We start from the raw sequence: 21119 nt of genomic DNA, 5'->3' as shown, positions 1-21119 counted from the left end.
AAGCTGATGGCGAAAAATCTTTTAAACTATTTTCGAATGAAAGAGCAGGAATGTTCTTCAGAAAAACTGTTTGATGCCCAATGCCCCTTTTGCAGTGTTCAATGCACGATGAAGCTGAGTGAACAAAGAATCGTGGAACGGAGCATCTACAAAGTCATTTCGAAAGACAATCCAACTTCGAACGGCGGTCTTTGCATTAAAGGACTGAATGCCCATCAACACGCCATCCATCCTGATCGGCTAAAGTTTCCGCTTCGCAAAGTAAACGGCAAATTTGAACCGATTAGATGGGAAGAGGCCATTGAGTTTATTAAAGAAAATTTTAAGAATATTCAAAAAGAAAGTGGCTATCACTCAGTGGGTGTATATGGCGGCGGGTCATTGACAAATGAGGAAGCGTATTTGCTTGGGAAATTTGCGCGTGTTGCCTTAAAGACGAGATACATTGACTATAATGGAAGATATTGTATGTCATCTGCTGCTAGCGCCATGAATGACGCTTTCGGGCTTGACCGCGGATTGACAAATAAATTGTCAGAAATTCCTTTTGCCCGCTGCATTATATTGGCAGGTGCGAACGTGGCGGAGTGCCAGCCGACCATCATACCATATTTCCAGATGGCAAAGAATAATGGTTGTTATATTATCGTTATAGATCCTCGGGAAACAGGGACCTCCCGGTTGGCGGACTTGCATATCAAAATTAAACCGGGGACTGATGCTGTATTTGTTAATGGCTTGTTAAAGGTGATTTTTGATGAAGGATATATCGATGAAACGTTTGTCAAAGAGAGAACGAAAGGTTTTGAAGAACTAAAAAACCATATTGCGCAAATTGATTTGGAGGTTGTGGCAAACGTAACAGGAATTCCAGCCAATCTTATTCATTTAACTGCTATACAATTTGCCAGTTCCCCGACTGGCATGGTGTTTACGGCTAGAGGAGTAGAACAGCAGACAGACGGTTATTTGACTGTCCGCAATTGGATAAATGTTGTTTTAGTGACGGGGAAAATAGGCAAGATAGGCTCTGGCTACGGTGCGATCACCGGCCAGGGGAACGGACAAGGGGGACGCGAGCATGGTCAAAAAGCTGATCAGCTACCTGGATACAGGCAAATCGAAAATCCAGAGCATCGAAAATATATTGCGTCCGTTTGGGGGATCTCCGAATACGAACTCCCCCTCAAAGGAGTTTCCGCCTATGAAATGATGCAAAAAATTGATAAACAAGAGATAACAGGGCTGTTTGTAATGGGCTCAAATCCTGTTCTCTCTAGTCCGAATGCACAATTTGTTATTAAAGCTTTGCAAAAATTAAAATTTCTCGTTGTGGTGGATTTCTTTCTTTCAGAAACAGCTGAAATGGCCGATTTAGTCTTGCCGTCGACAACCTATCTGGAAGATGAAGGAACGATGACGAATCTGGAAGGGCGTGTCACATGGAGGCCGGGAACGAGAAAACCTCCCGGTGAAGCAAAACATGATTGGAAAATTTTATGTGACATTGCGGAGGCGCTTGGAAGAGGAGAATATTTCCGCTATTCTTCCGCAAAGGAAATTTTTGATGAACTGCGAATTGCCAGTAGCGGCGGAAAAGCAGATTACTATGGCATCACATATGAACGCCTAAAAAAAGAACGTGTATATTGGCCATGCCCATCCGAAGATCATCCGGGTACTGGCAGGTTATTTGAACAGTCGTTTGCCCATGAGGATGGGAAAGCTCGGCTTATGGTGGTTGAACGTCAAGGAGAAAAGGTTGAAACTTCAAAGAAATATCCCCTTTACGTCACAACGGGACGAGTGATGCCGCATTATCTGAGCGGAACCCAGACTAGAAGAAGTTCCGCACTCATCTCCCGACAGATTGAACCGTATGTGGAAATTCATCCGAAAACAGCAAAAAGATTGAAAATTGAAAACAACTCGTTAGTCCTATTGGAAACAGAGCGTGGAACAGCCATCGTCAGAAGTAAATATACCGATAAAATCCGTGAGGATACAATGTTTGTTCCTTTTCATTGGGGCGGTGAACAAAACATTAACCGGATAACAAATGATGAGTTAGACCCTTTTTGTAAAATGCCCGGATTTAAATTGTCTGTAGCAAACATTAAACCGCTGGTAAACTTGGATAAAAATTAACTAAAATGGCGGAAAGAGGGGAACAGGTAGATGAATAAAAGAGGATTTTTTCAAAGCGGCCATACTCCTACTCTGTTTAGCGCCTTTTTATATTTCGATATCAGTTTTATGGTATGGGTATTATTAGGGCCGCTGGCTGTCATTATTTCGGAGGATTTCCAATTGAATGCTGCGCAGGCAGCCAATCTTGTGGCGCTGCCGACTTTAGGAGGATCGATTTTAAGGCTTGTACTAGGTACATTGTCCGATATGATTGGGCCGAAAAAAACCGGACAAATAGGAATGATCGTTACATTTATTCCACTCCTTTATGGCTGGCTGTTTGTTAATAGTTTAACAGAATTATATATTATCGCTTTGCTGCTAGGCGTAGCTGGGGCAAGTTTTGCTGCAGCGCTTCCGCTGGCCAGCCAATGGTACCCTCCGCAATATCAAGGGTTGGCAATGGGGATTGCCGGAGCTGGAAATAGCGGTACTGTTTTCACTACTTTGTTTGCAAATCGGATTGCACAATATTTTGGCGATTGGAGCGTTGTCTTCGGGTTGGCCATGATACCGGTAATGCTTACGTTTATTGCGTACAGCCTATTGGCAAAAGACAAACCGAATCGGCCGACTCCAAAAAAACGTTCAGACTATAGAAACGTATTGAAAGAGCGGGATACGTGGATTTTTTGCTTCTTTTATAGTGTCACGTTTGGCGGTTTTGTTGGCTTATCCACCTATTTAACAATCTTTTTTAACAACCAGTATGGTCTTGATCCAGTGAAAGCAGGTGATTTTGCAGCTATATGTGTTGTTGCCGGAAGTTTTTTCCGGCCGGTAGGAGGCTGGTTGGCTGACAAATTAGGCGGCATTCGCATGCTTATATTTCTATTCAGTGTGGTTTGTGTCATGTTGACCTTTATGTCAACACTTCCAAGTTTAACACTCGCTACAGTATTGCTATTTTTAGTTATGATGTGTTTAGGGATGGGAAATGGTTCAGTCTTTCAGCTTGTTCCGCAAAGATTTTCAAAAGAAATCGGCATTGTCACAGGGATCGTTGGGGCGGCGGGGGGAATTGGCGGATTTATATTGCCAAAAATTTTAGGCAATTTAAAATTGCTTACTGGATCTTTTTCGGCCGGATTTTTCATTTTAAGCGGAATTGCTTTTTTGGCAGTGATGTTAATTTCGATTGTACAAGTTCAGTGGAAGAAAACATGGATTTCCGAAGGCGGCAAAGCAAAAGTGGAAAGTTAGAATCGGTTCGCTTTTAAAACTGATTGCTGTTGCATGTTTTTTTGAAAATGTTGAAAAGTATTTTTATTTTCCAATGATTCACTGGCGTTAAAATACTGGTTGAAGCAATAGAGCCAACATCATCCATTGTTTGGTTTAGGAAACCGAGACGTCAATTGATCTTCCAAAGTAAATTTCATCACCGATGAAAAGGTTTGCCGCTCTTTCAGCAAAAACAATTGTTCGATCCCTTTTAATGTGCGGCAGTTTTTTTCATGCAGGTTCTCCATTGAATTATGTTTTGCATGGCTGTGATGCTATAATGGAGAACTTTTTTCTTTCGTTTGCTTGACCTCTTGATCAAGAAAATGGCAATGCCATCATCTTGATCAAGAGGTTGTTTTTTTCTGCATCCCTGTTTCTCATCAAAATAGTTGACAAAAAGAAAAATGAATATATAATGAAATCTATTAAATCCGATAAGACATGTAAGAATGATAAAAGTGGAGTGAAATAGATTGTCCGTTCAAATCGTGCAAATCTCAAAAAAATTCCATCATCATGGTACAGACCAGACAGTGCTGGATCAAATCAACGTTACAGTGAATAAAGGAGAATTCATCTCGATTCTCGGGCCTTCTGGTTGTGGAAAATCAACCCTATTATCGATTGTGGCCGGTTTAACAAAACCATCATCAGGAAAAGTTTTGATGAATGGTGACGAAGTAAAAGGACCCGGGAGCGACAGGGGAGTTGTCTTCCAGCAAGCTGCACTTTTTCCGTGGTTATCTGTTGAGGAAAATGTCATGTTTCCATTAATAAAAAAAATGACAAAAGAAGAGGCGAGAAGACGGGCGCAGCAGTTTTTAACAATGGTGCAGCTCAGCCAATACGGAAAGCACTCGCCGCACGAGCTGTCTGGAGGGATGCAGCAGCGAGTGTCGATCGCAAGGGCGCTGGCGATGGATCCAGAAGTGCTGTTAATGGATGAGCCGTTTGGAGCGCTCGATGAGCAAACGAGATCAAGGCTTCACGAAATTCTTGAAAAAATATGGATGGAGACTAAAAAAACTATTTTGTTTGTGACCCACAGCATACAAGAGTCGCTGAAATTATCTGACCGGATTCTTGTCATGGGGACAAGGCCTGGCAGAATCATTGATGAAATCAAAGTAGATTTTCCAAGGCCGCGTGAACAATTTCGGAAAGAGCTGGCGGAATACGAAGAACGGATTCAAAAACTGCTCAAAACTGAAATAGATAAAGTCGTGAAAGAGGAAGAGAACTATGCAGCAAATCGTTAAACGAATCATCTTTTTTGCAGCGCTGCTTGGCGTATGGGAAGCGATCGTCAAATTATTAGGAATCAAGCCGGTTGTTTTTCCAGCTCCGAGCAATATTTTTCAAGCGCTTTGGAAAGGTTTTGCCGATTTGACGCTTGTTTATGATTTGCTTGCCAGCTTTGAACGGCTCATCATCGGTCTTGCCATCGCCCTTCTTCTGGGGACTTTGCTTGGGGTTATCTTGGCTGGATCAAAAACCATTGATGATACAGTCGGATCGCTTATTTTAGCATTGCAAAGCGTGCCGAGCATTGTCTGGCTTCCGCTTGCGATTATTTGGTTCGGCTTAAACGAGAAAGCCATCATTTTTATTGTTGTTCTCGGCGGAACATTGGTCATGACGTTAAACATGAGAACTGGGATTAAAAGCGTCCCGCCGATTTATATCAAAGCGGCGAGAACAATGGATTACAACGGGTTTTCATTATTTGCCAAAGTTATTTTCCCGGCAGCCATCCCCCACGCTGTAACAGGCGCCAGGCTGGCTTGGGCGTTTGCGTGGAGAGGACTGATGGGAAGCGAACTGCTGAGCACTGGACCTGGTTTGGGCTACACGCTAAAATTTGCTTCTGATTTTGGCGATATGGCTCTTGTTATCGGCATTATCTTTATCATTGCCTTAATTGGAATTTTTGTTGATTTAGTGTTTTTCAGTAGAATTGAAAAAAAGGTTTTGAAAAAATGGGGATTGCAAGAACAATAAGCAATTTTACGACAGAAGGAAAGGGGAAAAACATATGCACAGAAAAGGTTTGTTGCTAACATTGATCTCCATTATCATCATTGGCATTTTGTCTGCCTGCGGAGCAAATCAAGCAGGATCAGGGGAAAAAACGAAAGTCACAATCGGTTATTTTCCGAACATTGATCACGTTCCGGCGATGATAGCGAAAGAAAAAGGCTATTATCAAGAAGAACTTGGCGATCAAGTGAAAATCGAATATAAAACATTTCCGGACGGCGGTGCGTTTATGACAGCCCTTAAAACGGGCGAAATTGATGCCGGTCTCGTAGGACCAGGACCGGTTATGAATAACTTTTCGAACGGTGCGGATGTCAAAATCATTGCCGGTGCATCATCAGGAGGAACTGTTGTTGTCGCTAGCCCAAAAAGCGGTATTCAAACGCTAAAAGATATTGAAAACAAGACGTTTATCACTCCGGGAGTCGGATGCACACATGATGTTCAATTTGAAACTTATTTGCAAGATTATAATATTGCTTCTTCCAGAATTGGCGGAACATTGAAGCACACAACCGGCAACCCGGCCCAATACCAATCATTTTTTGAAGCGGGAAAAGTGGATTTAGCGGCAGTACCTGAACCTTGGGCTTCATTGTTAATCAAAAACGGCGCAAAAGTGATTGTCGATACGAAAGACATTGCCTTTGGAACAACGCTGCCAAATACCGTTTTAGTAACTTCCGACAAGTTCATTAAGGAACATAAAGAACTTGTACAAGATATTGTCAATGCACATAAAAAAGCCATCGACTTTATCAATCAGCATCCAAACGAAGCGCGCGATATCGCCATCAAGTCCATTAAAGAAACAACAAACCAGCAGCTTGATCCAAACATTATCGACAGCGCATGGAAACGCGTTCACTATACAACGGAAGTAGATGGAAAAGTTCTTCAAGAATTCGCCGACTCTTCTTATCAATTAAAATTTTTGAAAGAAAGACCTGACTTGACAGGTCTTGTCGATGATACTTTTTTGAATTGAAAATACTTGTGTTTTTATAAAATTTCATGTAAATTTAATTTATATGAAATATCCAAAAACTTCATAACGTCAATTCTTATCGAGAGAGGCGGAGGGAACTGGCCCTGGGAAGCCTCAGCAACCGGTGCAAGGTCTGACGGCATGGTTATTCTTGCACCAAGGTGCTACATCCAGCAAGCATATTGCCGTTTGTCATGCTTGGAAGATAAGAAGGAGCTAACAAATAAACGTCTTCTTCTTATGAGGAAGGCGTTTTATTTTTGCCGACTCCTGATAAAGACAAACGGGCGATTCTTTTAGGAAGAATAGGAGGAAAAAAGATGGCAAAGAATCGGATAGATACAATTTTAGCCCAATTGGGAAACCGGAGTGAAACCGCTACGGGAGCAGTTAGTGCGCCCATTTATTTATCGACGGCGTACCGCCATGCGGGGATTGGTGAATCCACTGGATACGACTACACAAGGACAAAAAATCCAACGCGGCTTGTTGTCGAGGAGGCGATCGCCGCATTGGAAGGAGCCGATCAAGGATTTGCTTTCTCTTCCGGGATGGCGGCGATTCAAACAATTATGGCCCTTTTTAAAAGCGGCGATGAACTTATAGTTTCAAAAGATTTATATGGAGGAACTTACCGATTGTTCGAGGAAGAGTGGCGCAAGTACGGCCTTGTTTTTCATTATGATGATTTTACATCTGAAGCAGAAACGGTATCTCTGATCAACGAAAATACGAAAGCGATCTTCTTGGAAACGCCGACGAACCCGCTCATGCAGGAAACATCTATTTCAGCTCTCAGCGAAATCGCGCGCAAGCACGATTTGCTGCTAATTGTGGATAATACGTTTTATACGCCTGTATTGCAGCGTCCTATCGAAGAGGGAGCTGATATTGTCATCCATAGTGCAACGAAATATTTAGGAGGCCACAACGATGTGTTGGCAGGCTTGGTGTGTGCGAAAGGGCAAGATCTTTGTGAAAAATTGGCCGCACATCAAAACGCCATTGGCGCTGTATTGTCTCCTTTTGACTCTTGGCTTCTATTAAGGGGAATGAAAACATTATCGCTCAGAATGGCCAAACATCAGGAAAATGCAAGGGAATTGGCTCGATTTTTGGCGGAGCTTCCAGAAGTGGCCGACGTTTTATATCCGGGTAGAGGCGGAATGCTTTCCTTCCGCATTCAAAAAGAAGAATGGGTAAACCCGTTTTTAAAAAATTTACAGTTGATTTGTTTTGCAGAAAGCTTAGGCGGTGTCGAAAGTTTTATTACGTATCCTGCGACCCAAACCCATGCGGATATCCCGGAGGAAGTGCGCGTTCAAAACGGCGTTTGCAACAGGCTTCTTCGCTTTTCGGTTGGGATTGAAGATGTCGAGGATTTAAAAGAAGATCTCAAACAAGCGTTAAAAGCGGCAGCGAAAGGGGATCGGTAAGATGAGCAATCAATGGAGTTTTCAAACAAAATTGCTGCACAATCACCATAAATACGATCCGGTTACAGGCGCTGTCAGTGTACCGATTCAGCATGCATCAACGTTTCATCAAAAAACTCTTGATCAATCACCTGAATTTGACTATAGCCGTTCCGGCAATCCGACAAGAAAAGCGTTAGAAGAAGCAATCGCCGAACTGGAGGGAGGCGCCAGAGGGTTTGCTTTTGCTTCAGGAATGGCCGCCATTTCAACAGCTTTTCTGCTACTGTCTTCGGGAGATCACGTTCTTGTCACTGAAGATGTGTACGGCGGAACATACCGGATTGTTGCCGATGTCCTATCCCGCTTCGGCATTGAATATACGTTTGTCGATATGACAGATCTTAATGAGGTGGAAGCCAATATTCGACCAAACACGAAAGTCATTTATATTGAAACGCCTTCCAATCCGTTATTGAAAATCACCGACATCCGTGCAGTTGTCAAACTTGCCAAAAAATACGGTTGTTTAACATTTGTCGACAACACGTTTATGACACCTGCTTTGCAGCGTCCATTGGATTTGGGGGCAGATGTCGTCTTGCACAGTGCAACAAAATTTCTTGCTGGACATAGCGACTGCTTAGCGGGATTGGCGGTTGTAAAGGATGAAAAGCTTGGTGAGGAGCTTTATAAGTTGCAAAACGCTTTTGGCGCTGTTTTAGGGCCTCATGACTGCTGGCTTGTGCTTAGAGGATTGAAAACACTCCAGGTTCGGCTTAATCAATCGGCAGAAACAGCACTCCAATTGGCAAAATTTTTGCAAAATCACCCTTCAGTGCGAAAAGTGTATTATCCCGGATTAGACGGCCATGCGGGGGCGGACATTCATCGGAAACAAAGCGGAGGTGCGGGTGCGGTTTTATCTTTTGAACTTAAAGACGAAAAAGCGGTGAAAACACTTGCATCCAACATTGAGCTCCCGGTGTTTGCCGTCAGCTTAGGGGCAGTAGAGTCCATCTTGTCCTATCCGGCGAAAATGTCCCACGCAGCAATGCCGAAAGAAGAAAGAGAAAAAAGAGGGATTACGGACGGATTGCTTCGCTTAAGCGTCGGTTTGGAAAGCTTTGAGGACTTGAGACGCGATTTGCAGCATGGACTAGACAAAATTCTTGCATAAGCAATGATTTTCATGAAAATCACTCATAAGAACAGGGGCATGTCCCCTGTTTCTTTTTTTTGTAAGGAAAATTGACAATTATTTGACATTATTTTATTTATTTGTGATATTATAGTTAATGTGTTATATAAAAAAGAATTTTTAAAGGGGGATGTTATGTATGAGCAAGAGGGGTGGCGGTTTGTTCTTTGCCATTCTCCTCGCTTTTGCGTTGATTCTATCCGCCTGCGGAAACAACAATGGCGGCGGAAATCAAGGCGGCGGGAGTGAAGGAGGAAAGAGCAGCGGAGGCGGAGACAATAAAACACTAAGCCTTTTGACTGGAGGAACGGGCGGTACATATTATCCGCTTGGCGGTTCGATGGCGCAAATTATTTCAGACGAGACAGATTATAATGCAAATGCCCAATCTTCTGGCGCTTCTGCTGAAAATATGCAAGCACTTAAAAACGGTGAAGCAGATATTGCCTTCTCGCAAACCGACATTGCGTCATATGCATTAAACGGGGAGTTAATGTTTAAAGACAACAAAGTGGAAAATGTGCAAGCAATTGGAACACTTTATCCAGAAACTATCCAAATCATTACGACGAAGGACAGCGGCATCAATTCCGTTGAAGACCTGAAAGGAAAAACCGTTTCTGTCGGTGCTCCTGGTTCAGGAGTGAATGCCAACGCCCAGCAAATTTTAGAAATACACGGCTTAAGCTTTAACGACATCAAAGCCCAAAATCTGTCTTTTGATGAATCAACAGACGGCATTCAATCCGGCAGTATTGATGCAGCGTTTATCACAGCGGGAACACCGACAGCAGCAGTTGAATCTCTATCCGCACAAAACGAAGTTAAAGTAATCCCGATTGCCGACGACAAGATTCAAGAATTAATGGAAAAATATCCTTACTATGCAGAGGATACAGTTCCAAAAGGGACTTATAAAATTCCTGAAGATGTGAAAACTGTTGCCGTAAAAGCGATGCTAGTTGTTCGTGATGACATGCCAGAAGATGATGTCTACGCCATCACAAAAGCGATTTTTGAGAATACGGATAAAATCACCCACGCAAAAGGCAAATTAATTAAGGCGGAGACGGCGCTTGACGGCATTGGCGATCTGCCGTTGCACCCCGGCGCTGAAAAATATTTTTCTGAAAAAGGAGTTCAAAAATAAAGTGCGACGATAGGCCGATTTGATCGGTCTATCCTTTTCATTTCTTTTTATTTGGTGGGGGTTTCATGAGGTCATGGCGGCAAGTGTTTATCATTGGTTTTCTCCTTCTCATCGCAACCATTGCCTTTTTGCTTTTCTTTCCTTTTACCGAAACCATCGCTTTTTATCAAGAAGATCGTGAAGAATTGTTGGCTTTTTTGCCTATCCAAGAAAACAACTCTTTTCAAATACAATACACCCATTCCATTCATCTGACCGATGTCGTGGAGACATATGAATTACGCAATAAGGAAATTGTGCAAACAGAGCTACAGTTTGAAAATTTTGCTATCGGCATGCCTTCCAATGTCGAAGGAAATGAAAAATTTGTAGAAAAAGATGGGAAATATTTGATTAAAAATATGAATCGGCGGTTTCCGTATATTGATTTGCGGGTTGGACTAGTTAGAGCAGATCACCGGGTCATTTATAAAGAAAACGTTTACAAGTTGTCGAATTATATTAGACCCGGTACATGGGTTAGAATAAAACCTGCTAAGCTGAGCTATTGGGAAAGGCTGAAAGGAGTTGAAATCAGTGAGCAAAGAAAAATTTGAAGTAATTTCGGAAGAAGAACAGCAAGCTTTAATTGAAAAATATGATCCTGAAGCAGGTACGAGAAAACTAAAAGGCGTTTTGGGAGGCATTGTTTTTGCCGGATTGTTGGCCTTCTCCCTGTTTCAGGTATATACAGCAATTTTCGGTGTTTTTACAGCACAAATCCAACGCTCCGTCCATCTTGGGTTTGCTTTAGCCTTAATCTTCCTGTTATTCCCAGCCAACCGCAAAAAGAAAAAGGAATATAAATTTCAAGTGGCGTGGTATGATATCGTTCTTGCGCTTTTGAGCGTTGTTGTGGGGGCGTATTGGCCGCTGTTTATTAACGATATTGTAATGAGAGTAGGGATGCTAACAGAAACGGATTTTTATATTGGCATCATCGCTATTTTGCTAGTTTTAGAGGCAACGCGCCGTGCAGTGGGTTTGCCGATCACCATCATCGCTCTTCTTTTTTTAGCGTACGCTTATTTCGGTCCTTATATGCCGGATTTCCTTCAACACAGCGGACTTAGTTTTGATCGGATTGTGCAAACGATGTTTTTTACGACGGAAGGAATACTCGGAACCCCGCTTGGAGTGTCATCAACCTTTATTTTCTTGTTCCTTCTTTTTGGGGCATTTTTAATTAAAACGGGTATCGGCCAATATTTCAATGATTTGGCTGTTGCGATTGCCGGGAGAAGGATTGGCGGACCGGCAAAAGTCGCTATTTTTTCCAGCGCTTTGCAAGGAACCATCAGCGGAAGTTCCGTTGCCAATGTTGTGACTTCCGGAGCTTTCACCATTCCTATGATGAAAAAACTCGGATATGACAAAGATTTTGCGGGAGCAGTGGAAGCTTCCTCCTCTACGGGTGGGCAGATTATGCCGCCGATCATGGGTGCAGCTGCGTTTTTAATGGTTGAATTTATTGGAAACGGCATTACGTATTGGGATATTGCCAAAGCATCTGCGATTCCGGCCATTCTTTATTTTACTGGAATTTGGATTATGACGCATTTCGAGGCAAAACGAATCGGATTAAAAGGGTTGTCAAAAAGCGACATGCCGGATATAAAAGATATTCTCAAAAAACTTCATTTGCTGACGCCTATTGTCGCCATTCTTATTTTGTTAATGTCTGGAGTGACGGTTACCCATGCTGCTCTTTATTCGATTTTAATTTCAATTGCTGCCGGATTCCTAAATCGGGAAAATAGAATGAAGTTGAAAGATATTATATTGGCCCTTGTTGATGGAGCCCGTACAGCATTGGGGGTTGCCGCAGCAACAGCGGCAGCCGGCATCATTGTCGGGGTTGTGACGAAAACAGGCCTCGGTTTAAAACTTGCCAACGGGCTGCTTGAACTTGCCGGAGGCTACCTTATTCCAACGCTCATGTTAACAATGGTTGCGTCGCTCATACTAGGGATGGGTTCCCCGACAACGGCAAACTATGTGATTACCTCAACGATTGCTGCGCCAGCGATCATTATGTTGGGAGTTCCGGATCTTCCTGCTCATCTGTTTGTGTTTTATTTTGGAATTATTGCAGACATTACGCCGCCTGTTGCCCTTGCAGCTTTCGCGGCTGCCGGTGTTTCCGGCGGAGAGCCGATCAGGACGGGAATTATTTCATCCAAATTAGCGATTGCCGCTTTTATTATTCCTTATATTTTTGTTCTTTCGCCGCAAATGTTAATGATTGATACTAATTTTTGGGGGATTCTTTGGATCTCCTTTACGGCGATGTGCGGAATGATTGCTATTGGTGCGGGCATGATCGGTTTTTGGATGAGAAAAATGCATTGGGTGGAGCGGATTGTTGCCGTTGCAGCAGGCGTATTGTTAATTTATCCAGAACATTTATCAGATATTGCCGGTCTCGTCATTTTCATCGTGTTATTTGCGCTTCAATATATCTGGAAATACGGAACAGCACAGAATGTAAAGGGAGAAAGTGTATAATTTCACAAAGGGCTATTTCAAAGGCAAATGGAAAAAAGCTGATGCTGAATCCAATCATGGGCGGGCATCAGCTTTTTGTATAACCGTTTCTTTTTCGCGAATATTGCTCTGTTCATGTTATGATAAAAACACAGTCATATGTTGGCAAGGAGGCAACAGCAATGATCAAATTCTCAACCATAGGAACAAACTGGATAACAGAAGAATTTATCCGTGCGGCAAAAAACATTCCTGATTTTTCATTACATGCTGTATATTCCAGAACAGAAGAAAAAGCGAGGGAATTTGCTGAAAAAGTCGGGGCGAAGCTTGCTTTCTCAAACTTAGAGGAAATGGCAAATTGCGATGAAGTTGATGCGGTTTATATTGCCAGCCCTAATTCGTTTCATGCAGAACAAGCCATTTTTCTTATGAATCGTGGAAAGCATGTTCTATGCGAAAAACCAATGGCTTCCAATGCAAAAGAAGTGAAAGAAATGGCGGAAGCGGCCAGACAAAATAATGTCGTATTAATGGAAGCTATGAAAACGACTCTTTTGCCGAACTTCCAAGCCATTCGCAAACATTTGCATAAGATCGGCAAAATCCGCCGCTATTTTGCTAGCTATTGCCAATATTCCTCCCGCTATGATCAATATAAAAAAGGAATTGTTTTAAATGCATTCAATCCCGTTTTTTCCAACGGCTCGTTAATGGACATCGGCGTTTACTGCCTGTATCCGATGGTCGTTTTATTCGGGAAGCCAAGAAATGTGAAAGCGAATAGTTTGAAGCTCGAATCAGGCGTAGACGGCGAAGGCAGCATCCTAGTGGATTACGGGGAAATGGAAGCAGCCGTGATCTATTCCAAAATCACCAATTCGTACATACCATCTGAAATACAAGGGGAGAAGGGCAGCATGATCATTGATGCAATCCACACCCCGCAGAAAGTGGAAATACATTACCGCGATGGGCGGGTTGAGGATATCAGCGAAGAGCAGCCATTCCATCCAATGTATTATGAAGCGAAAGAATTTATCGATCTCATTCAAAATGGCCAACGGGAATCTGAGACCAATTCTATTGAGCATTCACTCATCACGATTGAGATCATGGAAGAAGCACGAAAACAAACCGGTATCATTTTTCCGGCTGATAAGTAGATTATCTGTAAAAAAAGCTGAAATAACACAGGTTATTCAGCTTTTTTTGTGATGAAGAAGAATGATGAAACCTCTATATTTGGAAATATTCGGTTTTTCATGTTGATAAAACTTTGTCAAGGAACATGATCGAAAGAGCGTTTAAAAAGAACCGAATCCTTGTTGTTTACGGAAACATTATTCTAAAATCACGGAAGAAAACCCAGAAAAAAGTTATAATCGTAAAAAACTGCTAAAATAAAAAAATTATTTATTTCGTCAAATAATTACAATTTTTATTAATAGATGATGATATATTTTTTTCGGAATAAGCTCCCATTCAATTATTTAAAAAAGAGAGCATTCCAGTATGAAGAATTTTGAGTTTTAATAAAAGGAGTTTATTTTTTCTATTTGGGCATTTTGACCCAGCCAAGTAGCATTTCTGCCCTTCACTTCATCAATACGCAGGACGCAGCAATGTATGAAGAGTCTCGGAGATACGGATGGTTAGCGACTGTGAGTAGTGTGGAGATTTCAAGTACAATCATACATTTTAGTCAAACTATCCTTCTTATTGAGAATATGGAGGTATTCATTTGTTAGGTGTGAAGTCTTCGATGTTAAGATATTCATAGATCCTTCGCAGGTAAATAAGGCGAATAACGGGAGTAGCTGACAACGCTTGGTTTATGCAGCCATGACTTGAGAATTTGAACCCACGGTATTTCTCTATTCCTCATAGATTTTCTTATTTGTTCTTCTTTCTTTTTTCTTCAATTTTTGATCCTCGGTTAGCCAATCGGAAACAATTTCCCCCTATTCCTCCTCATACATCATTCCCTTTTTCCTTAGAATTTGGTTCCCATCTGCAACTTTTTAGCTACTCTCCATTTGCTATATAAGATTTTTGAAATTTAATTGATCGAAAAAGATTTCTGATTCCTTAAAACTTTCATAAAATGAATCTCGGACATTGCTAGCATACCTTTCATTCCCTCCGCTGTAAAGTGGCCACAAACAATACAGTAGGGGTCTATTGGATAACTGGAGATCCTATTATTTAAAGAGAAGGTGCAAAGTTATGTATTTTTTCATTGCATAACTCTGCACTTTTATTGTTCATACGTTCTTTTGGTGAAAAGTTAAAATAATTGAGAATAAGAAGCAAAAAAATCTAAATCTACACACTAATTTTTCAAATTGCCCTTTCCTATCATCAAGTTTTGTAAGAGCCACTTTTATTTTGCAATAAACTAATTATTCTTCGTGATTGTTTTTGCATTAATCTTATTTGTTTTTAGATATTATTTTTCGTAGTGTGAAATATAAAGCTGTAGAGTTATAAAGAAACTATCTATAACTTTAATATTTCAGTCCAAATATAAGGCAAACACCTGTTGATAAAATACTACACAGCTCACCAAAAGCACCAAAATATTTTATTTCTTTTATACAACTGCACCTTTAACGTAATCAGCTATGTATTCTCCGATTGAAATAGAAGCTGTAGCAGCAGGTGATGGAGCATTACATACATGGATGCTTCTTTTCCCATTAATAATTAAAAAATCATCAATCAATTTCCCGTCTTTAGTTAATGCTTGTGCACGAATACCCGCTTCTGCAGGAACTAAATCATCATATTCAATAGCAGGAACTAATCTTTGCACATTTCGTAAAAATAGTCTTTTATTTATAGAGCGAACCATTTCTTCTAAGCCATAACGCAAATGTTCCTTTGCTAATTTCCAAAAAGCGGGATAGGTGATAGTATCAAGGGTATCCTTTAAATTAAAACTAAACTTGTTATATCCTTCCCGCTTTAGGGATAACACTGCATTTGGACCGACATGAATTTCCCCATTCATCATTTTAGTTAAATGAACACCAAGGAATGGAAATTTTGGATTAGGTACTGGATAAATTAAGCTTTTTACTAAATAAGACTTTTCTGGTGTAAGTTTAAAGTACTCTCCTTTAAAAGGTATGATTTTTACATCTGGGAAAAGTCCACTGATTCTTGCGATGCGATCTGAGAATAATCCAGCGCAGTTAATGAGTAGCTTTGCCTTAAAAACGCCTTTATTAGTTTCGACTTCAACTTCATTTTCTGTTTCTTTAATATTGATTGCTTTCGTATTGTTTCTGATTTCTCCACCTTTTTTCAGAATTGTATAAGCAAAAGACTCAGATACTTTAGTGTAATCTACTATTCCAGTCATTGGAAGTTTAATGGCGCTAATCCCATTAGCATATGGTTCTATTTCCTTGATTTCTCCTTTCGAAATTTTTGTTACTTCAAGGCCATTTAGTTGTGCTCGTTTATATAATTTTTCAAGCTCAGGTAGTTCTTCTTCAGATGTTGCGACAATAATTTTCCCACAAAGGTCATATTCAATTTCATTTTCTTCACAATATTTTAAAAGTTTTTTTCTCCCCTCAACTGCAAATTTTGCTTTAAAGCTTCCCGGTTTGTAATAAATTCCTGAATGCATCACCCCGCTGTTTCTACCGGTTTGATGCGCTGCCAATTTTTCTTCTTTTTCTAAAACTAATAATTTAGCATTTGGATTTTTATTTAGAATTGCCATTCCAGTAGAAAGTCCGACAATTCCACCGCCAATAATAATAAAATCGTAAATCATAAACCATTACCTCCATTAATTTTTTTGTATGATAAATTATTTTTTTGTTGACAACAACTTATTTATGTTTTATTCTTTTATCAAACATTGTAAGCGCTTAAATATAAAAAAAGCAAGAAAAAAATAAAAAAATGTATGATAAATTTTAAATATATATCAGACAAATTTCTATTAACAAATAGTTAATTGTCACTCAACTATTGATATAATTTAGCAAATGTTTGATTATTAGATTAAATTTTTTATTCTAAAATAACTGAATATTTATTTTAAAAACACAAAAAAAATTATTTAAAATAATCAATTAATTTTAAAAAAGGGGGGTATGCTTTCTGAAAGATGTTTTAAACTTGTTAAAGAGTCATGTATCCATTAGAAAATATAAAAATGTAAAAATACCGGATGAAAAATTAGTCGAAATGATTCATTCAGCTCAACATGCAGCGAGCTCAAATTTCGTTCAGGCCTATTCCATTATTCGAGTTACAGACCCGGAAAAAATTAAAGCATTAGCGACCTTATCAAGAAATGAATCTCAAATCCTATCAGCTCCAGTGGTATTATTATTCTGTGCCGATTTGAAGCGCTTAGAATTTGCTTGTATAAAAGCAGGTGTAAGTATCGTACATGATACACTTGAAAACTTTATCGTTACAGTAATTGATACAGCCCTTCTAGCTCAAAACTTTGTTGTTGCAGCAGAATCTCAAGGTTATGGAATTTGTTATATAGGAGGGGTTCGAAATAATCCCGATGAAATCAGCGAGTTGGTGAATCTACCAGATAAAGTTTTTCCATTGTTTGGTATGACTGTTGGAATTCCTGCCGAAATACAAATCGTGAAACCACGACTTCCAACTGAAGCTATAGTGCATGAAAACGTATACGATGAAACAAAATATGAAAATATTATCGATTTATATGACGTGATAATGAGAGATTACTATAGAAATCGATTAACCAATAAAAAGGATACTAATTGGTCAGAAACAATTGGTGAATTTTTGAAAAATCCTAGGAGGTTACATATGAGAAAATTTATTTCATCAAAAGGATTTCATCTGCAATAAAAAATGAAAGTAAGGATGCACGTGATACAGGCAACGCCGTAGTGCTGATTTTCAAGGGATGTCTAGTAGATATAGTAACCAATTTGAGAAATGGTGTAGAAGTAATCGACTGATGATCAATTGCTATCGAAAGTTAGCATGCTGTTTTTGAAAGCGGTGTCATGAGGTTTTAGGTCAACAGTGTTAATGTTTGAAGAATATTGAAACAAGATTGGAAAATCTATTTTCTACTATATCTAGAATAAGGGATACGTATGTATGGGGCGTACTATTCTATGGTTGAGTAAATATTTAGAAAATTCAAATAAAAATCACAAAATACATATGGAAAGTGAGGAGAGAACACGATGAATGGAATTGGATACTTTAAAAATCCAACCCAAGTTTCTTACGGATTGGGAGCTGTAAACCAATTGCGTTCTATTATTGATGAGCAAGGCTTTAAAAATGTTTTAATCGTAACTGACAAAGGGATTGTAAATGCAGGACTTGTCAGTCGTGTTACTGATCAACTCAAGGAAATAAATTATGAAATATTCGATGAATGTTTACCGAACCCTACAGTAGCAAATTGTGAAAACGCTTTGGAAATGTTAAGGAAAATGAATGCTGAATTGGTTGTTGCAATTGGCGGGGGAAGTTCAATTGATGTAGGAAAGGCTGTATGTTTATTAGCAACTAATGGAGGTTCCATTGTTGAATATGAAGGTATAGATAAGTTTTCCAATGACTTATTACCATTATTAGCAATTCCTACTACTGCTGGTACTGCTAGTGAGGTGACAACTTTTACCGTAATCACTGATGAAAAACGTCAATATAAATTGACAGTTGGAGGTGTAAAAATCGCACCAAGGTGGGCACTAGTCGATCCTGAAATGACAATCAGTTTACCAAAGCATATTACGGCAGCAACTGGCCTTGATGCTTTAGTGCATGCAATTGAGTCGTACACTTCTAAATTGGCAAATCCTATTACTAAGGCGCTTGCTAGAGAGGCTATTCGTAAAATAAGCAGTTCTTTGCGGCAAGCTGTTTACAGCGGAGATAATATTAATGCTAGAGACAATATGTTAATGGGAAGTTTATTAGCTGGACTTGCTTTTAATAATACCCGTTTGGGGAATTGTCATGCATTAAGTCATCCAGTTAGTGCTATATACGGTGTTCCACATGGTGTAGCTAACTCGATTTTAATTCCGCATGTAATGGAATTTAATAGTTACGCAGTCCCGGAACTATTTAGTGATATTGCAGAGGATATGGGGGAAAATACCAAGGGATTAACACTAATGGAAAGGGCATTTCTAGCAGTAGAATCTGTGAAAAAGTTATCTGTTGACATTGGGATTCCTACAAGTTTTCGAGAATTCAATGTCAAAGAGTCAAGCATTGATAAGATGGCTGAAGATGCCATGTTAAGTGGCAATATACTAGTAAACCCAAGAAAAACAACATTAGAAGATGTTAAAGAATTATATAAAAAATCGATCTGAGGTGCTACCATGAAGAGATTTGATTTAACCGGTAAAACTGCTTTAGTAACTGGTGGTGGACGTGGTATTGGGAAAGCTATTGCAGTGGCATTAGCTGAGGCAGGAGCTAATGTTGCACTTATAAGCAGAACAGAAGAACAATTAAAGGAAGCATCAAAAGAAATTGAAGAACTTGGCAAAAAGGCATATTATAAAGCACTCGATGTTACAAATCATCTTGAAGTTAAAGAGTATGTTAAAGAAATAGTTGATATTGAAGGCAAAATAGATATTTTAGTTAATGGTGCGGGCTCGAACAGGAGACTTCCATTATTAGAGGTTACACCAGAGGACTTTGACTTTGTAATGAATTTAAATTTAAAAAGTGTTTTATTTACTACCCAAGCTGTTATACCTTATATGGTGCGTCAAAAATACGGAAAAATCATTAATATTGCATCTCTAACTAGTGTATTAGGTTTTAAAAATATGACCTTATATGGCTCTAGTAAAGGGGGGGTATCTCAATTTACAAAAGCAGTAGCAGTTGAGTTTGCAAAAGATGGAATTCGATCCAATGCTATTGGACCAGGTTATTTTAAAACGGAAATGACAAAAAGTCTTTTTGAAGATCCAGAGCGCGTAGCTTGGATGAATTCTCGAATTCCACTTGGTAGAACAGGAAATACTGATGAATTAAAAGGAGCAGCAGTTTATTTAGCTTCTCCAGCTTCGGACTATGTCACTGGACAAACAATCTATGTTGATGGTGGATGGTTAAGTTATTAAAGGGGGTAAAAACATATGAAAAAACTATTCAGTTTATTGCTAATCTGTTTCATTGTGATTTTATCTGCATGTGGAAATAAGTCTAGTAGTGGGGACTCAGATACTATAAAAATAGGTGCGCTTTTTCCGCTTTCAGGGAATCTTGCGCTTCTTGGAGAAGAAAGTTTTCGTGGCGTTGAGTTGGCAGTTGAAGAAATTAATGCAAATGGCGGGATAAATGGAAAGAAAGTTGAGTTAGTGAAAGGAGATGCGGTTGATCCGGATGCAGCTCAATCAGAAGCAAACCGGTTAATCAATAAGGAGAATATTAATTTGATTGTTGGTTCATATTCCAGCGGCATTTCGTTTGCGGCTAGTGAAGTAGCCGAACGTAATTCTGTATTATATTTTGAACTTGGTGCAGTTGCTGATTCTATTACAAATCGCGGTTATCAATATGTATTTCGTACAAATCCACCTGCATCTTATTTTTCACGTGTTCATATAGACTTCATTAAAGAAAAGGTAGCTCCAGCCCTTGGAAAAGATTTGTCAGATATAAAAGTTGCCATTGTACACGAAGATTCTGACTATGGTACAACAATTGCCGAAGAAGCAAAGAAATTAGCTGAAGAAAATGGAATGAAAATTGTTGGGGTTATGCCTTATAGCCAATCTACAAATGATTTAAGCTCAGTTGTAGTTAAAATCAAAAACCAAAATCCTGATGTACTGATAGCTGTTTCCTATTTAAACGATGCGATCTTATTATCTAGACAAAGTGCAGAACTTGGATTAGACGTCCCAGTGTTCATAGGTTCAGGCGGTGGTCACACCATGAAAGATTTCTATGAAGCTGTAGGGAAAAATGCAGAATTACTGTTTAATGTTGATTTTCCACAATATCAAATTAATTCAGAATCCGCTCCTGGTATGAAAGAATTTTTAGAAATGTATCAAAAAAAATATGGAAGCCAACCAAGATCAGGACACTCATTAACTAACTATATGGGTATGCAAGTTGTGTTGGATATTGTTAAGAAAGCTAATTCCATGGATTCAGAAAAAATAAGAGAAGTAGCCCTTGAACATATCGTAGAACCTGGTACCACACCAACAGGATGGGGAGTAAAGTTTGATATGTCAACAGGTCAAAATATTGACAGCCAACCATATGTACATCAATGGATTAACGGTGAATTAATTGGGGTATGGCCAGACCATATAGCACTACAGGAGCCAAAATTTAAATAATTAAGAAAATTCTGGAGGAAGT

General features: G+C 39.7%; 16 protein-coding genes and 1 riboswitch. Of the genes, 15 read left to right on the top strand and 1 reads right to left on the bottom strand.

What is annotated here, in order from left to right; translation table 11 throughout:
* Nucleotides 1-6 precede the first annotated feature (6 nt).
* The 11 genes from nasC to AC0KTX_RS04210 all read left to right on the top strand — a co-directional run bounded on the left by nasC (nt 7) and on the right by AC0KTX_RS04210 (nt 13903).
* On the top strand, nt 7-2148 hold the full coding sequence (gene nasC, locus AC0KTX_RS04260; RefSeq protein WP_474250998.1) for an assimilatory nitrate reductase catalytic subunit NasC: 2142 nt from the start codon (nt 7-9) through the stop codon (nt 2146-2148).
* Nucleotides 2149-2178: 30 nt separating this feature from the next.
* Nucleotides 2179-3393: a nitrate/nitrite transporter gene (locus AC0KTX_RS04255; protein ID WP_474250997.1), complete on the top strand. Its 1215-nt coding sequence runs from the start codon at nt 2179-2181 to the stop codon at nt 3391-3393.
* Between the two features lie 497 nt (nt 3394-3890).
* Complete coding sequence (locus AC0KTX_RS04250) at nt 3891-4676, top strand: ABC transporter ATP-binding protein (RefSeq protein ID WP_474250996.1); 786 nt, start codon at nt 3891-3893, stop codon at nt 4674-4676.
* A complete protein-coding gene (locus AC0KTX_RS04245; RefSeq protein ID WP_474250995.1) occupies nt 4660-5418 on the top strand; it encodes an ABC transporter permease in 759 nt (252 codons plus the stop codon). Before AC0KTX_RS04250 ends, AC0KTX_RS04245 begins: the two co-directional genes overlap by 17 nt.
* 34 nt (nt 5419-5452) lie before the next feature.
* Complete coding sequence (locus AC0KTX_RS04240) at nt 5453-6445, top strand: aliphatic sulfonate ABC transporter substrate-binding protein (RefSeq protein WP_327856651.1); 993 nt, start codon at nt 5453-5455, stop codon at nt 6443-6445.
* 73 nt (nt 6446-6518) lie between these two features.
* A riboswitch (SAM riboswitch) is annotated at nt 6519-6657 on the top strand.
* 108 nt (nt 6658-6765) lie between these two features.
* Complete coding sequence (locus tag AC0KTX_RS04235) at nt 6766-7881, top strand: methionine biosynthesis PLP-dependent protein (protein WP_474250994.1); 1116 nt, start codon at nt 6766-6768, stop codon at nt 7879-7881.
* 1 nt (nt 7882) lies between these two features.
* Nucleotides 7883-9040: a cystathionine beta-lyase gene (metC, locus tag AC0KTX_RS04230; RefSeq protein ID WP_474250993.1), complete on the top strand. Its 1158-nt coding sequence runs from the start codon at nt 7883-7885 to the stop codon at nt 9038-9040.
* Between the two features lie 160 nt (nt 9041-9200).
* Entirely contained in the window at nt 9201-10211 is a 1011-nt protein-coding gene (locus AC0KTX_RS04225) for a TAXI family TRAP transporter solute-binding subunit (RefSeq protein WP_474250992.1), read from the top strand.
* Between the two features lie 65 nt (nt 10212-10276).
* Nucleotides 10277-10807: a DUF1850 domain-containing protein gene (locus AC0KTX_RS04220; protein ID WP_474250991.1), complete on the top strand. Its 531-nt coding sequence runs from the start codon at nt 10277-10279 to the stop codon at nt 10805-10807.
* Nucleotides 10788-12758: a TRAP transporter permease gene (locus tag AC0KTX_RS04215; protein ID WP_474250990.1), complete on the top strand. Its 1971-nt coding sequence runs from the start codon at nt 10788-10790 to the stop codon at nt 12756-12758. Before AC0KTX_RS04220 ends, AC0KTX_RS04215 begins: the two co-directional genes overlap by 20 nt.
* Nucleotides 12759-12919: 161 nt before the next feature.
* Nucleotides 12920-13903 carry a Gfo/Idh/MocA family protein gene (locus AC0KTX_RS04210; RefSeq protein ID WP_474250989.1) on the top strand — a complete coding sequence of 328 codons (984 nt, stop codon included), beginning with the start codon at nt 12920-12922 and terminating at the stop codon, nt 13901-13903.
* 1430 nt (nt 13904-15333) lie between these two features.
* Here AC0KTX_RS04210 and lhgO read toward each other — a convergent pair.
* Complete coding sequence (gene lhgO, locus AC0KTX_RS04205; protein WP_474251110.1) at nt 15334-16527, bottom strand: L-2-hydroxyglutarate oxidase; 1194 nt, start codon at nt 16525-16527, stop codon at nt 15334-15336.
* Between the two features lie 335 nt (nt 16528-16862).
* Between lhgO and nfsA the strand changes: the two genes are divergently transcribed.
* From nfsA to AC0KTX_RS04185, 4 genes are all read left to right on the top strand, one after another.
* Nucleotides 16863-17600, top strand: a complete 738-nt coding sequence (gene nfsA / locus AC0KTX_RS04200; RefSeq protein WP_474251109.1) for an oxygen-insensitive NADPH nitroreductase — start codon at nt 16863-16865, stop codon at nt 17598-17600.
* A gap of 347 nt (nt 17601-17947) precedes the next feature.
* On the top strand, nt 17948-19096 hold the full coding sequence (locus AC0KTX_RS04195; RefSeq protein WP_474250988.1) for an iron-containing alcohol dehydrogenase: 1149 nt from the start codon (nt 17948-17950) through the stop codon (nt 19094-19096).
* Nucleotides 19097-19105: 9 nt separating this feature from the next.
* Entirely contained in the window at nt 19106-19864 is a 759-nt protein-coding gene (locus AC0KTX_RS04190) for a glucose 1-dehydrogenase (RefSeq protein WP_474250987.1), read from the top strand.
* Nucleotides 19865-19879: 15 nt separating this feature from the next.
* The gene (locus tag AC0KTX_RS04185; RefSeq protein ID WP_474250986.1) at nt 19880-21097 is read left to right on the top strand and encodes an ABC transporter substrate-binding protein; all 1218 of its coding nucleotides are present in this window, start codon (nt 19880-19882) and stop codon (nt 21095-21097) included.
* Nucleotides 21098-21119 lie beyond the last annotated feature (22 nt).

The sequence above is a fragment of the Aeribacillus sp. JST-2 genome, assembly GCF_056032925.1.
This window is presented reverse-complemented; position numbering and strand designations above follow the sequence as displayed.

What these genes read in the sequence shown, in the direction of transcription:
- AC0KTX_RS04240 (WP_327856651.1), top strand. Translation starts at nt 5,453, where the DNA reads ATGCACAGAAAAGGTTTGTTGCTAACATTGATCTCCATTATCATCATT.
- AC0KTX_RS04190 (WP_474250987.1), top strand. Translation starts at nt 19,106, where the DNA reads ATGAAGAGATTTGATTTAACCGGTAAAACTGCTTTAGTAACTGGTGGT.
- AC0KTX_RS04245 (WP_474250995.1), top strand. Translation starts at nt 4,660, where the DNA reads ATGCAGCAAATCGTTAAACGAATCATCTTTTTTGCAGCGCTGCTTGGC.
- metC (WP_474250993.1), top strand. Translation starts at nt 7,883, where the DNA reads ATGAGCAATCAATGGAGTTTTCAAACAAAATTGCTGCACAATCACCAT.
- AC0KTX_RS04255 (WP_474250997.1), top strand. Translation starts at nt 2,179, where the DNA reads ATGAATAAAAGAGGATTTTTTCAAAGCGGCCATACTCCTACTCTGTTT.
- AC0KTX_RS04195 (WP_474250988.1), top strand. Translation starts at nt 17,948, where the DNA reads ATGAATGGAATTGGATACTTTAAAAATCCAACCCAAGTTTCTTACGGA.
- AC0KTX_RS04225 (WP_474250992.1), top strand. Translation starts at nt 9,201, where the DNA reads ATGAGCAAGAGGGGTGGCGGTTTGTTCTTTGCCATTCTCCTCGCTTTT.
- AC0KTX_RS04220 (WP_474250991.1), top strand. Translation starts at nt 10,277, where the DNA reads ATGAGGTCATGGCGGCAAGTGTTTATCATTGGTTTTCTCCTTCTCATC.
- AC0KTX_RS04235 (WP_474250994.1), top strand. Translation starts at nt 6,766, where the DNA reads ATGGCAAAGAATCGGATAGATACAATTTTAGCCCAATTGGGAAACCGG.
- AC0KTX_RS04210 (WP_474250989.1), top strand. Translation starts at nt 12,920, where the DNA reads ATGATCAAATTCTCAACCATAGGAACAAACTGGATAACAGAAGAATTT.
- AC0KTX_RS04185 (WP_474250986.1), top strand. Translation starts at nt 19,880, where the DNA reads ATGAAAAAACTATTCAGTTTATTGCTAATCTGTTTCATTGTGATTTTA.
- nasC (WP_474250998.1), top strand. Translation starts at nt 7, where the DNA reads ATGGCGAAAAATCTTTTAAACTATTTTCGAATGAAAGAGCAGGAATGT.